Annotated in this window: 17 protein-coding genes; 11 read left to right on the top strand and 6 right to left on the bottom strand. The window is 43.4% G+C overall.

Annotated features, from left to right (window positions below; genetic code table 11):
- Together ACED25_RS16110 and ACED25_RS16105 are read left to right on the top strand one after the other, a co-directional pair.
- The coding region (locus ACED25_RS16110) for an acyl-CoA desaturase (protein WP_371695665.1) at window positions 1–1,017 on the top strand (1,017 nt) is incomplete at its 5' end.
- A 269-nt stretch (window positions 1,018–1,286) separates the two neighbouring features.
- On the top strand, window positions 1,287–1,577 hold the full coding sequence (locus tag ACED25_RS16105) for a putative quinol monooxygenase (protein ID WP_102250016.1): 291 nt from the start codon (window positions 1,287–1,289) through the stop codon (window positions 1,575–1,577).
- 230 nt (window positions 1,578–1,807) lie between these two features.
- On the opposite strand, the gene manA is transcribed toward ACED25_RS16105, so the two are convergent.
- The 4 genes from manA to mngA all read right to left on the bottom strand — a co-directional run bounded on the left by manA (window position 1,808) and on the right by mngA (window position 9,035).
- Entirely contained in the window at window positions 1,808–2,995 is a 1,188-nt protein-coding gene (gene manA, locus ACED25_RS16100; protein WP_371695664.1) for a mannose-6-phosphate isomerase, class I, read from the bottom strand.
- Between the two features lie 2 nt (window positions 2,996–2,997).
- Entirely contained in the window at window positions 2,998–4,164 is a 1,167-nt protein-coding gene (locus ACED25_RS16095; protein WP_371695663.1) for a glycerate kinase, read from the bottom strand.
- Window positions 4,165–4,209: 45 nt separating this feature from the next.
- Window positions 4,210–6,864: a mannosylglycerate hydrolase gene (mngB, locus tag ACED25_RS16090; protein ID WP_371695662.1), complete on the bottom strand. Its 2,655-nt coding sequence runs from the start codon at window positions 6,862–6,864 to the stop codon at window positions 4,210–4,212.
- A gap of 236 nt (window positions 6,865–7,100) precedes the next feature.
- Window positions 7,101–9,035 (bottom strand): PTS 2-O-a-mannosyl-D-glycerate transporter subunit IIABC, encoded by a 1,935-nt coding sequence (mngA, locus tag ACED25_RS16085; protein WP_017102861.1) that lies wholly within the window; start codon window positions 9,033–9,035, stop codon window positions 7,101–7,103.
- 317 nt (window positions 9,036–9,352) lie between these two features.
- Between mngA and ACED25_RS16080 the strand changes: the two genes are divergently transcribed.
- Together ACED25_RS16080 and dcuC are read left to right on the top strand one after the other, a co-directional pair.
- The gene (locus ACED25_RS16080) at window positions 9,353–10,069 is read left to right on the top strand and encodes a GntR family transcriptional regulator (RefSeq protein ID WP_009845448.1); all 717 of its coding nucleotides are present in this window, start codon (window positions 9,353–9,355) and stop codon (window positions 10,067–10,069) included.
- Between the two features lie 545 nt (window positions 10,070–10,614).
- Entirely contained in the window at window positions 10,615–11,982 is a 1,368-nt protein-coding gene (gene dcuC, locus ACED25_RS16075; RefSeq protein ID WP_009845449.1) for an anaerobic C4-dicarboxylate transporter DcuC, read from the top strand.
- A 219-nt stretch (window positions 11,983–12,201) separates the two neighbouring features.
- Here dcuC and ACED25_RS16070 read toward each other — a convergent pair whose 3' ends face one another.
- Window positions 12,202–12,834 carry a response regulator gene (locus ACED25_RS16070; RefSeq protein WP_009845450.1) on the bottom strand — a complete coding sequence of 211 codons (633 nt, stop codon included), beginning with the start codon at window positions 12,832–12,834 and terminating at the stop codon, window positions 12,202–12,204.
- Complete coding sequence (gene narQ, locus ACED25_RS16065) at window positions 12,821–14,551, bottom strand: nitrate/nitrite two-component system sensor histidine kinase NarQ (RefSeq protein ID WP_371695661.1); 1,731 nt, start codon at window positions 14,549–14,551, stop codon at window positions 12,821–12,823. Before narQ ends, ACED25_RS16070 begins: the two co-directional genes overlap by 14 nt.
- 253 nt (window positions 14,552–14,804) lie before the next feature.
- On the opposite strand from narQ, the gene napF reads away from it, so the two are divergent.
- From napF to ACED25_RS16030, 7 genes are all read left to right on the top strand, one after another.
- Window positions 14,805–15,284: a ferredoxin-type protein NapF gene (gene napF / locus ACED25_RS16060; protein WP_017101835.1), complete on the top strand. Its 480-nt coding sequence runs from the start codon at window positions 14,805–14,807 to the stop codon at window positions 15,282–15,284.
- A 23-nt stretch (window positions 15,285–15,307) separates the two neighbouring features.
- A complete protein-coding gene (locus ACED25_RS16055) occupies window positions 15,308–15,613 on the top strand; it encodes a chaperone NapD (protein ID WP_009845453.1) in 306 nt (101 codons plus the stop codon).
- Window positions 15,610–18,099: a periplasmic nitrate reductase subunit alpha gene (gene napA / locus ACED25_RS16050; protein WP_371695660.1), complete on the top strand. Its 2,490-nt coding sequence runs from the start codon at window positions 15,610–15,612 to the stop codon at window positions 18,097–18,099. Before ACED25_RS16055 ends, napA begins: the two co-directional genes overlap by 4 nt.
- Window positions 18,100–18,224: 125 nt before the next feature.
- Window positions 18,225–18,686 carry a nitrate reductase cytochrome c-type subunit gene (locus ACED25_RS16045; RefSeq protein ID WP_009845455.1) on the top strand — a complete coding sequence of 154 codons (462 nt, stop codon included), beginning with the start codon at window positions 18,225–18,227 and terminating at the stop codon, window positions 18,684–18,686.
- Between the two features lie 29 nt (window positions 18,687–18,715).
- Window positions 18,716–19,297 (top strand): NapC/NirT family cytochrome c, encoded by a 582-nt coding sequence (locus ACED25_RS16040; RefSeq protein ID WP_009845456.1) that lies wholly within the window; start codon window positions 18,716–18,718, stop codon window positions 19,295–19,297.
- A gap of 11 nt (window positions 19,298–19,308) precedes the next feature.
- On the top strand, window positions 19,309–19,446 hold the full coding sequence (locus ACED25_RS16035; RefSeq protein WP_009845457.1) for a TIGR02808 family protein: 138 nt from the start codon (window positions 19,309–19,311) through the stop codon (window positions 19,444–19,446).
- Window positions 19,447–19,897: 451 nt separating this feature from the next.
- A complete protein-coding gene (locus tag ACED25_RS16030; RefSeq protein WP_371695659.1) occupies window positions 19,898–21,097 on the top strand; it encodes an HD-GYP domain-containing protein in 1,200 nt (399 codons plus the stop codon).
- The last annotated feature ends 318 nt before the right edge of the window (window positions 21,098–21,415 follow it).

Genomic DNA, 21,415 nt, shown 5'->3' with positions numbered 1-21,415 from the left:
GGTATGGAGCACTGGATATGGCTAGCGATCTGCTTTACGTTCTGTAACCTTTCAATCACGACGGGTTATCATCGCTTATGGTCACACAAAGCGTTTGAAGCGCATTCAAGCCTAAGATTCCTGTTTGCACTAGGTGGCGCATTTGCCCTGCAGAACAGCGCGTTACACTGGTCTTCTGATCACCGTGTGCACCACAAGCATGTAGATAACAACGACAAAGACCCATACTCAGCAAAACGTGGTTTTTGGTATTCTCACATCGGGTGGATGATTCGTAACTACAGCACCTCGATGTATGAAAATTATGAAAATTGTCGAGATTTAAAGAAAGACAAAATTGTTATGTGGCAGCACAAGCACTATGTTCTGTTGGCATTGCTAATGAACTTCGGTGTTCCTATCGCATTGGGTGTTATTTACGGTGACGTACTTGGCATGTTGTTAATCGTAGGTGCTGTTCGTTTGGTGCTTAACCATCACACGACATTCTTCATTAACTCTCTTGCTCACATCTGGGGTAGCCAACCTTTTACCGACAAAAACACGGCCCGTGATAACGGTGTGTTAGCAGTACTCACTTTTGGCGAAGGCTACCACAACTTCCACCACATCTTTGAGAACGATTACCGCAACGGCATCTACTGGTGGCAATACGATCCTACAAAATGGTTGATCAAGAGTGCTTCTTTGATGGGACTGGCAAGCAAGCTTAAGAAAACCCCTCAAGCTCGTATCGAAAAAGCAGAAGCATCAATGTTACTTAAACGCACGCAGCAAAAGATCATGCATCGTGCCGACAAGCAACAAATCGCAGACAAACTTCAACAAGAATTCGATGCTCTAGTATCAAACATGAACGAGTATTACGAAGTCAAAAAGCAGCTACTTGAAAGCAAACGCGAAGATGTTGTGAAGAAGTACGAACACTCTCTACTTAAAGTTCGTTACCAACAAATCAAAATGAATTTTGAGCAACAGAAAAAAAATTGGGCAATGACAGTGGAACAGTATGCTTAAGATAGAACAATATACTTAAGGCAGGATAGTCCGCTTAATGCACCAGTAACGACACTGCTTAACTCTTATTTGAAGCCCTCATATTACTATGAGGGCTTTTTTATGAGCGTAACCTATTTGCCATTAGCCATTAGCCATTAGCCAAATACTCTCAAGTCTAAATTATGGGCTTCAAGAACCATAGTTATTGGATTCCAGAACTCTTTCTTCAATCTGAATTTATACTTATATTACTTTAACTTACTGAGTTTAGACCTAAGGAATTGAAAATGAGCAAACTGACTATTATTGCAACAATCGTCTCTAAAGAAGATAAGATTGAGTTAGTTAAATCAGAGATGATTAAATTGATCGATAGAACCCGTGTTGAAGACGGTTGTATAAACTACGACTTACACCAAGATAACAGTAACCCTGCTCACTTCGTTTTTCATGAGAACTGGGAGTCTGAAGCTCACCTAGAGAAACACTTAGCGAGCCAACACATCGCTGAGTACATGGCTGCGACTGAAGACTGTATCGAAACCTTTGTGCTTAATAAAATGACGCACATTGCCTGACCAGTCACTCAGTACTGATTCAATAAAAGCCCTGATCTCAACGCAGGGTTTTTCGTTTCTACAAGCTTATATCTGCTCATTCCAATAATGAAAAAACCCGCCAGAGTAGCGGGTATGGTCAATAATCATGACTGTCAAAGACAGATAGGTAACAACCATCAATCCAATATTGAGTACCACTTTACAGTGGCACTCTGACATTTCTTTTGCTGACCGCTAGCACGGGGGCACTAGTTAAAAGCACGAGCCAAAATGCCATTCCCTTGATATTGGTAAACACTTGAATTACTACTTACAAAGACCGATTCTCCGGGTTTAAGAGAAACTGACCGTCCTTCTGAAGTGACGGTCGCCTCTCCTTCCACACAGAACAAGATCTCCGCGCTACGTAAATACTGTGACTTGCTCTCATCAGTCGCAGACAAGATATCAAAGCCAAAGTCATCCACTGGAATCGGATAGCTCATCTTGCCCTCTTTCAATACAGGCTTAAGACGAATATCTTCTGGCTTAATCGGCTCAAAGATCGTGTTATCGATAAGCTCAGGAACGTCTATGTATTTGGGTGTAAGACCGGCGCGCAGCACATTGTCTGAGTTTGCCATAATCTCCAAACCTGTGCCTTGAACATAAGCGTGAGGTGTTTCTGCGAACAGGAACATCGCTTCACCGGGCGCCAGTTCAACCGTGTTGAGCATCAATGGTGCAAACAAACCAATATCACCCGGATAATGCTGTTTGAACTCCTTGCTGTATTGCAGAGCTTCACGTCCCATAACCGTTTTAGCTGGCCGCGCATGTGCAGCATAAAGCTCATCAAGTGCAGCTTCTTTACGTTCACCTTCAAGCGACATAATTGCGCTAAAGAAAGACTTCAGAGAATCACTGTCGGCATTAGCTTTAAGTACATTAAGCTCAATCGCTAGCGAAGGAATATCGGCTTCTTCGAACAAAGCAATAATATCGTCGATTGGACGAAAACCATTCATCGCTTTGTAGAAAGTCAACGCATAAACCAACTCAGGTTTGTGGTTTGGATCTTTGTAGTTTCGATTAGACGCATTCAAAGGGATGCCGCGTGTATTCTCTCGTTCAAAACCTAATTCTGATTTACGCTTGTTGGGGTGAACCTGAATCGACAACGGTGTTTCAGCGGCTAACACCTTAAACAGGAAAGGTAATTCACCGAAACGTGACGCCGTATACCCGCCTAAGACATCGATTTTATTTTCATCAATCATATGAGAAAGCGACTCACCGGTATCGCCTACTTTTGAGCAACCATTAGGGTGAGCACCCATCCAAATTTCTGCTTGAGGTTCTTGGTTTGGGTTCACAATACCAAAAAGTTGGTTAATGGAGTCTTTGCTTCCCCATGCGTAGTTTTGAATAACGTTATCGAGTTTAAATAGAGACATAATTACTTCTCATTAAAAATCTGGCTGCCAAGCTTGAGCGTGGCTGCGATATTACGGGCAGTGCGAGTCAGGTTTTGATTCGCTTCTGATAAAACTTGGTCTAAAGACTGAGGTGAACGTACGGTTCCAAATAAGCTAGACATTGAGCCGTAAAGTTTTTCAACGTCTTGCCCCAAAGAGCCCGCAATTCCAATGGTTGGAATATTCAGCTGTTGGGCTCTCTGAGCGATACCGAAAGGTGTTTTACCTTGCAGAGTTTGGTTGTCCATCTGACCCTCTCCAGTTACGACCAGTGAAGCACCTTCAAGCACCTTATCTGCATCCAAAGCATCTAATACCATCTCAATACCCGCTTTAATTTGGATATTGAATGCAAGACTTAACCCCAGAGGTGTACCACCAGCAGCACCAAAGCCCGCGCTGTCGCGATGATTAGTACCCGTATGTGCTTGAGCGATATCGGCAAAGTGACTGATCGCAGTATCAAGTTGTTCAACTTGAACTTTTGATGCTCCCTTCTGTGGACCAAACACGGCACTGGCTCCGCTTTCGCCACACAGTGGATTGTTCACATCACACGCGACCACGAACGTCACTTCTTTGCATCTAGGGTGCAGTCCATCAAGATCGATGCTTGCTAACTGGCTTAACTCGGCGCCGCCACCAGATAGCTCGTTGCCTTGCTTGTCTAATAACTTGCCTCCCAACGCTTGTAAGATGCCAGCCCCTGCGTCATTGGTGGCACTACCGCCCAGACCAATGATGATTTGTTCCACGCCTGTATTTAGCGCATCTTTGATCAGCAACCCTGTGCCGTAAGACGATGCTGTAAGAGGTGCTCTTTCTTCTACGGTTAATCGATCTAAACCCGATGCTTGGGCAAACTCCACCAAAGCAGTATTTACACTTTTTCCATTAACCTGTTGCTCAAGTGAAGCCCAATAAGCCGTACATTCACGTCCAATTGGATCCGTCGTTTGCAGCCGTTGTTTCTTACCATTGAGAGCCTCTAGCAACACGTCTACTGTGCCTTCTCCGCCATCGGCGAGCGGCATTTTCACAAACTCTGCGTGAGGAAAAACGTCAGCAAATCCACGCTCAATACAAGACGCAACTTGATGAGCGTCGAGTGATTCTTTAAATGAATCAGGGGCAATTACAATTTTCATTGTCGTTCACCATTCCCGCCCACCAAGGTGAGCGGGTTATTGAAATTAGAATTTGATTTGGAATGTTTTTGCTTGGCAAGATGCTAATTCGCCAAAAGACAAGTCACCGAAGGTTTCAGTTGCCATACCACCTTCACGAACGCGCTCGTCCATACTTGTCTCTTTCCAACTTGAAACCGCTTGAGTGAAAGAGATTGAATCCGATACTGAACCTGTTTCTGCCGGGTTATAAACACGCATGATCAGTGCATCTTCATCTTCCGCTTTCTTCAGCACACTCAGCACTGCGCCTGATTGTTGCTTAGACAGAAGGCTAAAGCTCATCGGTAGGTTTTGTTCGCCCACATTTAGCTTCATCGCGTTGTAAGGGATCTTGTTATAGCATTCAAATTGGGTGACATTGTCACGTGCTTGCGCCATGATGTTCGCGTCAATGTGGTTACCAGAGAAACCACACAACGTGAATTCACACACTAACTTGCCGCGCACTTGTGAATCAGGGGTCGGGATCTTGATACCTGAAGGACGACCCGGACGAAGCAACAGCTCTTCTTTACCTAACACGCCGATACCGCGGAATAGCGTCAGTGCGAAGGTATCTCTGTTTTCGTCACCTTGAGATGCAATCACTTCAAATTCACGCAGACCATTCGACATGATCGCCATACCCGCTTCGCCGTTTTCTAGCGCAGCAAAGTTCATTAACTGATACACAGGAACTGGCGCTTCTTTCCACTTCTCTTCCTCCCAAACCGCCATTGCAGGGTCGTTGGTTGGGCGAGTAATACAACCGAACTGGTTATCTGCAACCACAGTTTCAGAAACAAATGGCGTTGGTACTAGCACACGTACACGGTGGTCGTCGGCTTGGTTGTCTAACTCCATGCGTACTTCGATGCGGCGAGAGCCTTGCTTCAATACCACTTGGCATTGCGCTTCGACAAAACCGTTTTGACCCGTACGCTCTTCACGCTCTGCAAGGTTTACAGGAACATTCATGCGGAAAGCGATGTTCGCTACCGATTGGAAGCCTTGGTGGTCAATCGAAGTTTCTACCGGGAATTCGTCTGAGTACAACAGCCACTCTTGACGAGATGGTGAGTAATCGTACTCATCGCCGTCATCAGAACCGTCTTCTAAACGAAGCACTTGGTCGAATACTTGCTCTGTCTCTTTATCGAAAATAGTCAGAGTACCGTTGTCGTTTACATTGATTCGGTAGTATTCGTTCTCTAGTAAGTAGTCTTTTTGTTCTGCAACTTTTACTGCACCCTTCTCGTTACCTTGGATGTGTAACGTGGTGAAGCCCATCGCTGGCACAGTGCGTTTGATCTGAATATCAAACTCCATGAACGGGTCGTAGTTACCGTAGTGAACGATTTGACGGTCTACTTTACCTGGGTCAATTTGGCGTTTATCTTGGATGAAGTATTCAACAGGGTTTTCGTTTTCATCAAAAATAGATAACTCTTGAGCACGGATAGTGATAGTCGTGTTAACCACTTCTTCACGCTCGTATGGCGAAAGGTTGAACATCGCCAGTTTGTCGCAACCTTCGCGATCTGGCATGTGGTCAACAATCTTACGCTTGTAGAAGTGAATCAGGTTGGTCGCCATGTCGTCCGCAAGGATGTAGCGGTTTAGGATCTCAGCGTGAACCTTGTCAGAACAACAGCAACCAATCGAGTCGTGAGCGTGGTTCTTCATGCTCTCTTTCCACATTTTCTCAATCAAACCGTGGTGGTACTCAAAGCCTAATGTCCAAGCGATAGACGCTAGCGGTTCTAAGATATTTACAATCTTGTTTTCGATTTCTGCGTGGATCAGTTTGATGTCCATACGCGTAGAAGAGATCGTACGGTGAACACGCATGTATTTACCGTCGTTGAACTCGCCTTTGATTGTGTCGAGTTGGTCGCGCGCCGCTTCTACTTTCTCGAACACTTCTTCGTAACGGCTCATTGAGAATTCACGATCTGGGTAGATTTCGCGAAGCTTGTCCATTACTTCAAAGATGTCTTTTTGAATCGGCATTTGGTCGTGACCATTCGGTAGCAAGATATCTTTAGTCACAGATGGCTTTTCTAGCACTGGGAAATACTTATCTAAACGAGCACGCAAACCTTCTTCATCTTGTGGAAGGTATTTACCAATCGCGTAACCCAGCGGAAGCACTTGTGCCGTTACTTCACTGCCGTCGTTCGATTGCCATAAGAATTCTGTTTTGTTGGTGCCATGACGCTCTGAACAACCACGCCAGAACATTGCACGCGTGATGTCGAAACCGTTGTAGATCATTGGCAGTTGTGAGCTCATGCTGAATGAATCTGGTAGGTAACCAATCTTCATTGCATCGCCAAACTTCATGCAGTCACGAATGCCATACATCATGTTACGTACAATTGACTCACCAGAAACTTGCATTGTGTCGGTTTGTGAATACCAAGGGCCAATAATTAACTTGCCCGCTTCAACCAATGCTTTTACGCGTTCTGTGTTCTCTGGTTTGATCGCGAAGTAATCTTCTAGAACGGCTGTTTGACCATCTAGAACGTAGTATTTGTATTCTGGATCGCTCTCCAGACGGTTCATGATTTCTTCCATGTTGTTCACTAGAAGAATACGAGACTCTTCTGTTGTGAAATACCATTCACGATCCCAGTGCATGTGTGGAGTAATATGTACGCGTGATGTAGTCATAATCATTTACCTAAATGTGTCGCTTCGAGTAAATCTTAAATTCGAGCTCAAATACGACTAAATTAAAGTTTTTCAAGGGGTTAAAATTGGCTGCCACTAAATTTAAGGTGCAGAAAACCACGCCCAGAATCTGTGAGAATAAAACCGTTAGGAGCACAGGTATTTAGGACAGCCAGTTGTTTGTTATTTTTTATATATTGATTTCGCAGTGAGTTAGCAGCTAACTCAAAATTCAGTTAGTTCTGTGTTGCAGTACTTGCTTCAAACTTACCCTTTTTTACAGCGTGACCACGCCACATCAGAAGAGTAATGGTTGAAATCACTGTGCCGACAATGGCAGCACCGAACCAGATTGCAGCAGCAGAGAATGCGCCCAAACCAGAATCGTGTAACAAGAAGATAGAGAAGATACCCGCACCCGGAGTCGATAGACCAATACCTGCCGCGCCCACCATTGCACCTGTAACCACAGAGCCTAGTAAGAATGAACCGATTACACGGATTGGATCTTCAATCGCCATTGGGATTGCACCTTCAGTAATACCCGCTAGGCCAAGTAGCCAAGTTGATTTACCGGTTTCAATCTCAAAGTCTTTGAATAAGCGTGGAGCAATCATGGTTGAAGCCGTTACGGTGAACGCTGATACCATTTTTACTGAACCAAAGATTGCGTATGGGCCATAAACACCGTTCGCCATTGCACCTAAACAGAATGCGTAAGCGGCTTTGTTTACCGGACCACCTAAGTCGAATGATACAAACAGACCTAGAATCGCACCCAATAACAATGCATTGGTGCCTGACATACCGTTCAGCCAATCCGTCAGACCTTGGTTTAGGAACGCTACAGGTTTACCGATAACAAACAGCATCAAGCTACCTGCCACCAAAGTACCGATTACAGGGTAAAGGTAGAAAGTGAGGAAGCCGTTAAACGCAGGGCCTAAGCGAACATGCTCTTTCACCCAACGCATCACGTAACCCGCAATCAAACCACCAACAACACCGCCAAGGAAACCAGAGCCAATGATGTTTGCTGCAATACCCGCGGCAAAGCCAGGACCAAGTGCCGGTTTATCTGCTAATGAGTACGCTGTATAAGCCGCCAGTACTGGCACCATCAATGTACCCAGTAGGCCGCCACCTAGTTTGCGATACATCCATAGCCAAGAATCTTTTGTTGCGTAGAGCTCTTGCAGGTCAAAAATTTGCGCGATAAGAACAGCAACCGCAAGAACAGTACCACCAGCAACGATAAGAGGAACCGCGTAAGAAATACCAGAAAGCAGTGCTTGTTTAAGCTCAGTTTTCAACGGAAGTTTCTTTGGTTTGTCATCAGTAGCAACTTTACGTTCTGCTCCGTTACCTTTTTTCGACTCTTCAATCGCTTCATTAAGAATGCGTTCACCGTGTTTAATCGGTTCTGCAACTGGCGTTTCTACACGAGGAATGCCGTTAAAGCGCTCAGATTCTTTAATCGCCACTTCAGCAGCAAAAACACAAGCCACAGCATTGTTTAATTGCTCAGCCGTTAAGCGATCTTCTATACCGTTTGCGCCCTGTTTTTCAACATGCACGTTATAGCCAAGCTTTTTGCCCGCCTTTTCAAGATACTCTGCCGCCATATAGGTATGAGCAATGCCTGCTGGGCAAGCCGTCACACATACAATTGTCGGGGCATTTGTATCTAAGTTGTCTTGTTTTTCATCTTGTTGATTGTCGCCATCAAGAAGCGCGAAGATTTCTTCAGCGGTTGTTGCTTTTAATACTGCTTCGCGAACATCGTCGTCAACCAATGTAGTTGTCAGTGCAGTAAGCAAATGCATGTGGGTAGAACCCGCTTCTGCATTTGGAATCGCAATTAGGAAGATTAGATTTACATCTTCGTCTTCATCCAAGCCTTTCCATTTCATGTCTTCTTTAAGCGTTGCTACAGCGAAACCAGCTTCTTTAACCGCGTCAGTCTTGCCATGCGGTACTGCTAGGCCTTCGCCAAGCGCTGTCGGGCCTTGCTCTTCACGAGCAAATACTGCATCAAGGTACTCTTGCTTGTTATGCAGTTTGCCTTGCTGATCCAGTTGGTCAGCAAGTGCGTAAATCGCTTCTTCTCGACTGCTAAACGTAGTTTGCAGATTTACGAGCGACTTATTCGTTAGAGTAGTAAGTTTCATAACCTTTGTCCCATAGTCACGGATTAGTACGACAGTCGTCCCTGCCGACGGTAAGAATAATACAACTTCAAGACATTTAATCCGTGATCACGATCTCATCAATACATATTTGTATTTAATTTGTATTTGAATCGTATTGGTAAATCCTTTAAGAAAGCTTGTTATGTATCGTTTAATTTGTATTATATGTACTACAAAACGCCGATACGATGCTCACACTAACCTTTAAAGCAAGGCTTATATAGAGCAAATTTACGTATTTAAGGTACAGGTTGTTAATCAAAGTCTAGTTGTCCTAGCGCACAAATGAGGCAAAAATGGCAAGACTCCCTATGTATCGCCAAATCGCCGATGCAATAAGAGAAAAGATCAGTTCTGGAGAATATAAAGTTGGCGAAGCACTCCCAACAGAAGCGCAATTGCGTGAAGTATTCTCGGTAAGCCGTGTAACGGTTAGGCAGGCGCTGAAACTACTGATCGAAAACGATGAGCTTGAAAGTGTTCAAGGCAGCGGTACTTACGTCAAAGAGAACAAGATCAATTACGACATCTACAAACAGTCGAGCTTTCAAGAAAAGTGGGCGCATTTGGATGTGGTTACACACAGTGAAGTCCTGGCCTTTGAAATGAAGCCGTGTTCTTTGGCGATGTCTGAGCATTTAGATATCAAAGAAGGCGAATTGGTTTTCTACGTAAAACGTGTTCGTTTCATAGACAACAATCCAATCACGGTTGAAGAAACTTGGTTACCTGTTGCCCTATTCCCAGATCTCACCTATCAAGTGATGCAGACATCAAAATACGACTTTATTGAGAACACCAAAGGCATGGTAATTGATCGAAGTGAGCAAGAATTGGTACCGATTCTTCCGCCTGAAGACGTTGCTAAACAGTTAGGTATTGACCCAGCTCAGCCTATCATTGAAAAACGTACTCGCGGTTACCTCGCCAATAACACGGTGTTTGAATACAGCCGTAACTACTTCACGTCTAACGATTACCGATTTACTTTGGTCGCAAGACGCCAAAGGTAAGCAATACTATAGGCTTTGGTTTACCTAAACGAATGCACCAAAGAAGCTCTTCCACACTTAGAGCTTCTTTCGCCTTTAATACCAAATAACACACCAGATACGCGTTGTGTGATTTGATCACAGGTTTCGACGCGTAGCGCTCAATAGCATTAAAACACTCTTAAACATCATAAGGCTGTAACACTTTGATTGTGCTCTTCACATCAAACCGCCCATTCGTCGCTTGACCCACATAACTCTCTTTTTCTCGCTATTATCACCATTTGCACATCAACGGCTAAAGTTATCCAACTCTTCCTGGCATATGAAACTAAAACAAGCAAAGGTGATCCAAGTTATATTCTAGCGAGCTCTAAAATTTGTTTATTAACATCCAAACAACAGTAGTCAATCAATATTTATAACCACAATTAACATCAAAAAAAATGTTTGTCTTAGATCATACCAAACTCAAGTTTGCCTCGTGCCACAGTGTAGTTTTCTGTACATTCATTGTCATATTCTGAAACACTTTCTTATATTTTTTAAACTTTGTGGAGATTTCTATGTTAGAGCTCTTGATCGGATTAGTGATTACCATTGCTGTTGGTTACTTTATTGTAAAAGGCTATAAAGCAGCGGGCGTGTTACTAACTGCTGGCCTTGCCCTACTTCTTATTACCGGCCTTATTGGTCACACAGTCTTACCAGCTAAAGTCGCATCAACAGGTAACATGGTTACCGACTCACTAGAATTTGTTAAGTACATGCTTCAGTACCGTGGGGGCGGCCTGGGCATGCAAATCATGCTTCTTTGTGGTTTTGCTTCTTACATGACGCACATTGGTGCTAACAACGTAGTAGTGAAACAGTTCTCTAAACCGCTTGCTGCTATTAAATCTCCCTATGTACTTCTTGTTGCGGCTTACATCGTAGCGTGTCTAATGTCTCTAGCAGTAAGTTCTGCAACAGGCCTTGGTGTGTTACTGATGGCGACCCTATTCCCAATGATGACGGCGATGGGTATTTCACGCCCAGCAGCGGTTGCCGTTTGTGCATCACCTGCAGCAATCATTCTTTCACCAACCTCTGGTGATGTGGTTATCGCAGCTGAAAAATCAGGCATGTCTCTTGATGTGTTTGCTGTTCAAACAGTATTGCCTGTTTCTATCTGTGCAATCATCGTGATGGCTGGCGCGGCTTTCTTCTGGAACAAATACCTAGATAAAAAAGAAAACACGCCAATGGAAAAAGTAGACGTTTCTGAAATCGAAACAACAGCACCGGCTTTCTACGCTGCACTGCCATTCCTACCTATCATCGGCGTTTTCCTATTCAACGGCCGCACGATTCCAGGGCTTTCACTTGATATCTACACCATTGTTGTAGGTTCTATCTTCGTGGGCGCAGTTATCGATTACGTTGTTAAGAAGTTTGACGGCGAGAAAACATTAGAAGACTTAGATTCTTGCTACCAAGGCATGGCTGACGCGTTCAAAGGCGTGGTAATGTTGTTGGTTGCGGCGGGCGTATTTGCTCAAGGTCTAATGTCTATCGGTGCGATTGATAACCTAATCGGTCTTGCTGAATCTGCAGGCGCAGGCGGTATCGCATTGATGCTTATCCTAACAGGTTTAACGGTTGCTGCAGCTATCGCGACAGGTTCTGGTAACGCGCCTTTCTATGCATTCGTAGAACTGGCTCCATCACTAGCGGCGAAAATGGGCTTGAACCCAGCGTTCCTAATCATCCCTATGCTTCAAGCATCTAACCTAGGCCGTACCATTTCTCCAGTATCTGGCGTAATTGTTGCGACATCGGGTATGGGTAAAATCAGCCCGTTTGAAGTTGTAAAACGTACTTCTGTTCCAGTAATCTGTGGTCTTATCACGGTTATCTTTGGTACGTTAGTATTGGTTCCAATGGCAGCTTAACTTAAAGAAACACTCTATCTAGACTGATACAAGCTAAGATAGAGATGCCGATATAAAATGCCCTAACAAAAAGGCGCTGAACTTAATAAGTTCAGCGCCTTTTTTGCGTCATATTAATTAGAGAATTCAAAACTCTATCTATTGGAGCTTGACACTAAAAATGTCACAAGGGATTGAAACAGCACGGCTTTAAATAGTATTACTTAAAAAGAACAAGCCCTACTTCATGTCACCATAACGTTCTAAATAAAGAACGGTTGCTGCGGTACGAGAAGGCACTTGCAGCTTTTTCAACAAACTCTTCATATGTACCTTAACTGTCGATTCAGAAATAAACAGGTGATCGGCGATCTGCTTGTTACGGTAACCTTTCGCGACTTCTTGAAGAATTTGCATTTCACGTTCAGTCAGTTGGTCGAAGATGTCGTTTCGACTGTCAGCATCATTCAAATAGCGAGCTACCACACTGCTGTATGCCTTATCGCCGCTATGTGCTTGCTTAAGCAGTTCAATCAGCTCATCGGGTTCAGTATCTTTCAGTAAGTAACCATCAGCGCCCGCTTTAACAATCGCTTCGATATCCGCAGGGCTATCAGAAACCGTTAAAATAACGATGTTAGCGCTTGAACCATCAGTTCGAAGTGCTTTTAGGGTATCTAGCCCAGACATGCCTTTCATATTCAGATCCAATAGGATCAAATCAGGTTCTTCTTCATGGGCAAGTGCGACCGCTTCAGTACCGTTACTTGCTTCTGCAATCACTTCAAATTCATCTTCAAAGCTCAGTAATTGGCTTATACCTCTGCGCATCAATGGATGATCATCAACCAACATTACTTTACAAATCGTCAACTTTAACTTCCTTTAAACTTTTATATTTCAATATGACTGTACAGCCCTCACCTTGAGCCGCTTCAATCGTTAAGTCACCATTCAGTCTTGCCGCACGCTCCTGCATAATACTCATTCCGTAGTGGTTCATCTTCGAACTACTTGGGTCAAAGCCTTCTCCATTATCTTTAATCACGACTAATACTTGTCCGTCCTCATCGATACAGCATACATCTATCAAGTCGGCATTGGCGTGTTTTATTGCGTTTATTGTTGCTTCACGAATCAATTGAAGCAAGTGAACCTGACTGTGCGCATCAAGCTCTAGCGATGAAAGGTTATTAGTTAATTTAATCTTCGCATCGGTTCTTTCACTAAGTTGCTCTAGCATGGTGCTCAAAGCATCTCCAAAGCTACCCTCTTTGATGGATAACCTAAATGTGGTGAGTAGCTCTCTCAATTGAGTATAGGCACCGGCTAACCCATTCCCTATCTCAGATGCTATCTGCTCTGACTGCTCTCGATGTTTGTGTTCCGGAAGTTTACCAATAACACGCTTCAACAATGTCACTTGGATTTTTAAATACGACAGCGATTGGGCCAATGAATCATGCAGTTCACGCGCAATCGTCGCTCGCTCTTCCATAATAATAAGCTGCTCAGCTTTCTTTTGAGCGCGATTATAGTAGATAGCTCTCGATAACAGTTGGATAAAACTCTCAATTAGCGTCTTAGTTGAATGACCATGATGATATGAGCAATACAGATAGCCCAATACAAGCTCGTTATCATCCAGTTTCATTTCAAACTTTTCATAATCGCAAGTCGGGTTGTAACCTTCATCCATAATCAAAGAACGTCCCGAATTATCAACTATTTCTAACCTTAGCGATTCAATCCCTTCTAGGCTGACTAAGTGCTGCAAAATAGCTCTGAAATTTTCTGGTGCAACACGCGTTACCGTGAGTTCTTGAGAAGAATAATAGAGTGCTTGCAATGATTGGTTAGCATTTTGTAACTCAACCGTCTTGGCATCGACAACATCTTCAAGGTTTCGATACAGCACGCCTAAATCTTTCGCCATCGAGTTAAATGTTTTGGTCAAAATGCCCAGTTCATTATTGTTGGTAACCTCTAACTTAACCTCGAAATCACTATTTTTGATTCTCTGGCTAGCTCTAACGAGAGCGTGTAGAGGCTTAACAACTTGTTTACGTACAAAATGAACAACAAAAAGAGATATGACGAGTATTCCACCTAGACCTATACCACCAGCCCATGCCAATTTAATTAATTTATTTTCTGAAAATTCTTGTAACTTAAAAACAAAGCGGTCGATTTCAATAACAAAATTTTCAACGAGTACCAGGTAGTGTTTTCTATCTTCGCTATTTAAAACCTGCTTCAATTCATGCCAACGGCCAATTATTAAATAATAATCATTTGTAATATCAGTTGGTACTTCCCAACTCACCAAATTAGTCATCGATGTGGAATAAAGGGAACTTTCAAATTCACGAATATGAGAATCGTAATCCACTGATTCTATTTGAATATCATGCGCTAAACGGTAGCTTTGCATGCGCATCGAGCCAGCAACATTAACCGCCTCGGCATCATTAAGGCTGGACGCCAATGTAAAAATAGCAAAACCGGTGGTGGCAACTGAAAGGAGCAATATAAATAGCAATGATTTAGCTATTGTACTCGTCACAGATGAAACAGGTTTAATAAGCAAGGTTAATATCCTGAAGGTATAAAAATGGCTATCGGGAACCTATTGTCACACATCAAAAAACAGAGCTCCATTCAATATGTGACCAAACGCTTCATAATTTATTGATCTAAGACAATATAGGATCCTATTTAGCCCTTAAGGGGTATTTATACAAATATTTCTAAAACTACACTACTTGTGAGGATAAATGACAAGATATTAACGAAACAATGATCTACAATTACAACATCTTAGCAACATTAGTAGGCATTTAGTGGTAGACCTATCGAGACGACGCCTATTTTCTAGGCGAAAAGTAGATTCAAGCCAAATTCGATTGCCTTGGATTAAAAGTCTAGAAAGCTTCGCAGATGATTGTACACGTTGTGGTAAATGCATCGAAAGTTGCGAGACACACATCATCATTGTCGGCGACGGTGGTTTTCCTACTGTCGACTTCTCAAAAGACGAATGTACATTCTGTTATCAATGTGCAGACGTTTGTCCAGAGCCAATTTTTAAACCCAAGGAAGAAACGCCTTGGCTGGCAAAAGCAACTATCTCTGATAAATGCTTGGCCCAACAAAATGTTGAATGCCGAAGCTGTGGTGACATGTGTGAACCTATGGCGATTCAATTTCAACTTAGAGCAGGCAGTGTTGCTCTACCAAAAATCGAGTTAGATGAGTGTAGCGGTTGTGGAGCCTGCGTAGCAGTTTGCCCTACTTCGGCTATTCTTGTGAGTAATGCATAAAACAAAAATAACGAGAGCAATTTATGGCACTAAATGAAGTGCATATATCAAGTTTAGTCGTGCATGTGAGCCCAGAGCATCTAGACGAGATCAAAGCACAAATCGAGCAATACGATAATGCGGAAATCTACGGCAGTAGCCCTGAAGGCAAAATCATCGTGGTCCTAGAAACCGAGAACCAAGGTTTTGTTACGGACACCATCGAAGAGATTAATAATATTACGAACGTTTTAGGGACAGCTTTGGTTTACCACCAAATCGAGACTGGACTAGACGAAACGGATTTAGAAACTGGAAGCAACAATTCTCAACTTGAGGGTGAAGTATGAAAATGACAAGACGCGCGTTTGTGAAAGCAAACGCAGCTGCATCAGCGGCAGCCGTTGCAGGTGTAACTCTACCAGCAACAGCAACCAACCTGATTGCTAGCTCTGATCAAACAAAAATCACGTGGGATAAAGCGCCTTGTCGTTTTTGTGGTACGGGCTGTTCGGTACTAGTTGGTACTCAAAACGGTAAAGTGGTCGCGACTCAAGGCGACCCAGAAGCACCGGTAAACAAAGGCCTTAACTGTATTAAAGGCTACTTCCTTTCAAAAATCATGTACGGTAAAGACCGTCTTGAACAGCCTCTTCTTCGTATGAAAGATGGTGAGTTCCACAAGGATGGTGATTTTGCACCAGTATCTTGGGACAAAGCTTTCGACGTAATGGCTGAGAAATGGAAAGCCGCTCTGAAGAAGAACGGTCCAACAGGCGTTGGTATGTTCGGTTCAGGCCAGTGGACAGTAATGGAAGGCTACGCAGCGGTTAAGCTGATGAAAGCGGGCTTCCGTTCAAACAACATCGATCCAAATGCTCGTCACTGTATGGCATCTGCGGTAGGTGCATTCATGCGTACTTTCGGTATCGATGAGCCAATGGGTTGTTACGATGACTTTGAACACGCAGATGCATTCGTACTGTGGGGGTCAAACATGGCAGAAATGCACCCAGTACTATGGACTCGTATTACAGACCGTCGTCTAAGCCACCCACACGTTAAAGTAAACGTACTGTCTACTTACTACCACCGTTCTTTCGAGCTTGCAGACACAGGTTACATCTTCGAACCTCAATCAGACCTTGCGATTGCTAACTTCATCGCTAACTACATCATTCAAAACGATGCGGTGAACTGGGAATTCGTGAACAAACACACGAACTTCAAGCAAGCAACAACAGACATCGGTTACGGCCTTCGTGACAATGACCCACTACAGAAAGCCGCTGCGAACCCTAACTCAGGTAAAATGACTGATATCAGCTTCGAAGACTACAAAGCTTCTGTTGCTGAATACACCGTTGAAAAAGCATCTGAAATGTCAGGTGTATCTCAAGATGACCTTATCAAGCTGGCTAAGCAATACGCAGATCCAAACATCAAAGTAATGTCACTTTGGACTATGGGTATGAACCAACATACTCGTGGTGTATGGATGAACAGCCTTGTGTACAACATCCACCTTCTTACAGGTAAGATTTCTACTCCAGGTAACAGCCCATTCTCACTTACTGGCCAACCATCTGCATGTGGTACAGCTCGTGAAGTAGGTACGTTCTCTCACCGTCTACCGGCAGATATGGTGGTTGCTAACCCTAAACACCGTAAGATTGCAGAAGACATCTGGAAGCTTCCAGAAGGCACTATCCCACCTAAACCGGGTAAACACGCTGTTGCGCAAGACCGTGCGTTAAAAGATGGTACGATCAACGCGTACTGGGTAATGTGTAACAACAACATGCAAGCTGGTCCAAACATCAACACTGAACGTCTACCAGGTTACCGTAACCCAGACAACTTCATTGTATGTTCTGACCCGTACCCAACAGCAACAGCTCAAGCTTCTGACCTTATCCTTCCAACAGCAATGTGGATTGAAAAAGAAGGTGCTTACGGTAACGCTGAGCGTCGTACACAAGCATGGTACCAACAAGTGAAAACCGTAGGTGAAGCAAAGTCTGACCTATGGCAAATCATGGAGTTCTCTAAACGCTTCACTGTTGAAGAAGTTTGGGGCGAAGAGCTTCTAGCTAAAGCACCTGAGTATCGTGGTAAAACGATGTACGACGTGCTGTACAAAAACGGCAACGTTGATGCATTCCCACTGTCTGAAGCACAAGATCTTAATGACGATGCTCAAGCTCAAGGTTTCTACGTTCAAAAAGGTCTATTCGAAGAATACGCTGCCTTTGGTCGCGACCACGGTCACGATTTAGCACCTTACGACACTTACCACAAAGTCCGCGGCCTACGTTGGCCTGTTGTTGACGGTAAAGAAACACTGTGGCGCTTTAAAGAAGGTTCAGATCCATACGCTAAGAAAGGTTCTGGTTGGGATTTCTACGGTAAGCCAGATGGTAAAGCTCTTATCATCAATGCGCCTTACGAAGCGCCACCAGAAGTACCAAGCGACGAATACGACATGTGGCTATGTACAGGTCGTGTTCTTGAGCACTGGCACACAGGTACTATGACTCGTCGTGTACCAGAACTTTACAAAGCAGTACCGGATGCACTTTGTTACATCCACCCTGCTGACGCTAAAGCTCGTGGCCTTCGCCGTGGTGATGAAGTTCTTATCGAAAACAAACGTGGTGAAGTACGCGTTCGTGTTGAAACTCGTGGTCGTAACCGTCCACCACAAGGCTTGGTATTCGTACCATTCTTTGATGCAAGAATTCTGATCAACAAGTTGATCTTGGATGCAACGGATCCTCTGTCTAAGCAGACGGATTACAAGAAGTGTCCAGTTAAGATCACTAAGGTTTCTTAAGAGCCAAGCGCTTTTAGAACCTAGATACAAGATCTAACGTATTTAATATTGCGACTACTTTTTTCATCACTTTTTGAAGGAAGTAGTCCACTCAAAGAATTAGCCTTTAGGCGGAGAAATTAACCATGAAAAAACTGATTACTGCCCTACTATCAGCTGGTCTTTTGCTAGCTGGTGCAGTTCAAGCTCAAGCTGAGCTGGATAACCCAGGCGGCATTGGTGGCGTAGAATCTCTACGTGGTGCAAGTGAACTTGAAGCAACTCGCGCAGCAGATGACTTCAAAAAGTTTCCTCGTGACCAAGTACTTGAGAGTGACTACGTATACCAACCACCTTTAGTACCTCATACTATTCGTAGCTATGAAGTGTCTCTTAACGCTAACAAGTGTCTTGCTTGTCATAGCTGGAAAAACGCAAAAGAAATGGGTGCAACTAAAGTGAGTGTAACTCACTACATGAACCGCGAAGATGCGGTACTTGCTGATGTTTCACCTCGTCGTTACTTCTGTCTACAGTGTCACGTACCTCAAGCTAATGCTAAACCGCTAGTTGAGAACGAGTTCAAACCTGTAGATTCACTGCGTTAATCGTAGCCGGACTGTAAGAGAGGCTATATATGATAAAATTACTTAAAGCGTTTTGGAAAAGACTCGCGACACCAAGTAAAGCAGCGGTAGGCGTTGTTTTGTTCTTGGGTTTCTCGGGTGGTCTTTTGTTCTGGGGTGCATTCAACACGGGTATGGAAGCAACCAATACGGAAGAGTTCTGTTCTGGTTGTCACGCACCTATCGTTGCTGAAATCCAAGAAACAATTCACTACTCTAACCGTTCTGGTGTTCGTGCTATCTGTTCAGACTGTCACGTACCTCATGAGTGGACAGATAAAATTGTTCGTAAGGTTCAGGCTTCTAAAGAGCTATACGCACACTTTATTGCGAAAACCATCAATACTGAAGAAAAGTTCAAAGCACGTCGTGCTCACTTAGCAGAACGCGAATGGGCTCGATTGAAAAAGAATGATTCACTTGAGTGTCGTAACTGTCACCAGTTCGATTACATGGACTTCTCAGAGCAGAGCCCTCGTAGTGCGAAACAACACTCGACAGCGCTAGCTTCTGGTGAAAAAACGTGTGTAGATTGTCACAAAGGTATCGCACACAAACTACCAGACATGCACGGCGTTGAAGGCTGGCAATAAGGAGCGATTGAATGAGTACTTTAGAGAACGTAATTTGGCACATCCTAGGTTACAGCGCTATGCCAGTTATCATTCTTGGTGGCTTTGCAGGTGTTGCAGCCGTATCTCTTTGGCTTTTATCTATGACTAAAGACAAAGAAATCGATTAGACATCGAAGAGTACGTCAACTTTTATCAGCTAATTTTAATCTATTCTGATATGGGTTGACTCTAAAAAGCCACTGATTTCAGTGGCTTTTTTAATGTCTGGCGTTTTGTCTTTTTATTAACAAGTGTCAACCTCCCTACCTCACCTCTTTAGCCACATCCACAATACAAAGTACCTTTCTACAGAGCCCTTTAGATAGACACTTCGATTAGAAAAGAACGGTTATTACTACACCACTGCCACTTAACCGTTGTAAACAATATCGCTAAGATCGAAGCATAACTCTGTGACATTTCGGCCTTTTGTTTTTAATTTCATGTGTTTTGCTATTGATTTCACGTGTTTCACGATTAATTTCAGGTGTTTTGAGTAAATAAATCAACAATTTGACTAGATTCGTCGCGAAATTGGATTAGAATCACACTGTTTTTGACAACACTTAATTGAATTTAATGCAGTTCGACCTTAAAGACTCAGTAAAAATTTCCATAAACACATTGGTTGTGGGAATGTTTGTTACATCAATTCAGAAAAGTGAGCGTGTTTATTTATCTAACGCTGGACGCGTGTCTTCAAAAAAAGGAATTGATACATTAGTTAATAAAGGCATTAAGTATGTCTGGGTTGACAAGAAGCTCTCTGCTAAAGGTTGTAAATTTCATCCAGTTCCTGATGATGAAACGAGTGAGGAACAACAAAAGAGCAGTAAAAGTTCTCCAAGTAAATTGGTCTCTCGAGAAGTAAGACAAAAAAATGCAGAGCGAATCATCCAAGAAGCGCGTGGTCTTGCTCAGAAAATTATTACGGCAACATTTGATTCGCATACGTTTGTTTCGGATGAACTGGATGGTTGGGCGGATGAGCTGATTGAATCAGCACTGATCAATTCAGATGCCTTGCAATGTGTTTCTGCATTACGTAAGAAAGATGCCTATTTGCTTGAACATTCCGTTAATGTCGCCACACTTTTGGTCACATTTGGCAAGCATTTGGGTTTTGGCAAAGACCGATTAAAGCCATTGGCTATTGGTGGGATTATTCATGATGTCGGTAAAGTGCATATCGATGATAATGTTTTGCACAAGCCTTCTCGTTTAACCGAGGAGGAATTCGCTCACATCAAGCAACACCAAGTATTTGCTAAACCTATCATCAAAAAAATCGAAGGCTTAAGTCAAATTAGCCGTGATGTATGTTTAATGCACCATGAAAAGTTAGATGGTACAGGTTACCCTAATGGATTGAGTGGCGAGCAAATTCCGCAGCACGGCCGAATGGCTTGTATCGTCGATATCTATGACGCATTGACGGCTGACCGTTGCTACAAACGTGGAATGAGCCCAGCGGAAGCGTTTAAAATAATGTTAGGTATGACACCTAATCACTTAGACCGGCAATTGGTGTACAAATTTATTAATTGCATTGGTATTTTCCCTATTGGGGCCATCGTTGAGCTGAGCAATGGCCATCTTGGAATCGTATGGTCATCGAATGATGATGCTCCTGTTGAGCCTGTCGTTAAGTGCTTCTATTCACGAAAGAATAAACGTTTCATTGACGTCAAGTATGTGGATTTAAAACACAGCTGGCATACGATTGTAAAAGCAATTTCTCCTACGAAGGCTGAAATTGATGTCACCCCTTTCTTTTAATAGAGCCTGCTATTCGAGGGGTATGAGGTCAGCACATTCCATGTATGGCCTGATTAGATAAAACGGACAAGTCTAGAAAGCCACTGATTTCAGTGGCTTTTATTTTTTCAGAAGTTCTTTCATAAACCCTTTACTAGCCCATATCCATATCCATATCCATATCCATATCCAATTTTAATCAATAACCAAACACTCATTTCACCTCCAATTTACTCGCTGTTAGGTATATCTATAGATAAATACCTTAGAGTAAGACAGCATGAACACACACCACCCCCTATCCGCGTTATTACTACTGGGTAGTCTGACCTATCTCAC

The sequence above is a fragment of the Vibrio sp. 1F263 genome, from assembly GCF_041439035.1.
Lineage (GTDB): Bacteria > Pseudomonadota > Gammaproteobacteria > Enterobacterales > Vibrionaceae > Vibrio > Vibrio tasmaniensis_A.
This window is presented reverse-complemented; position numbering and strand designations above follow the sequence as displayed.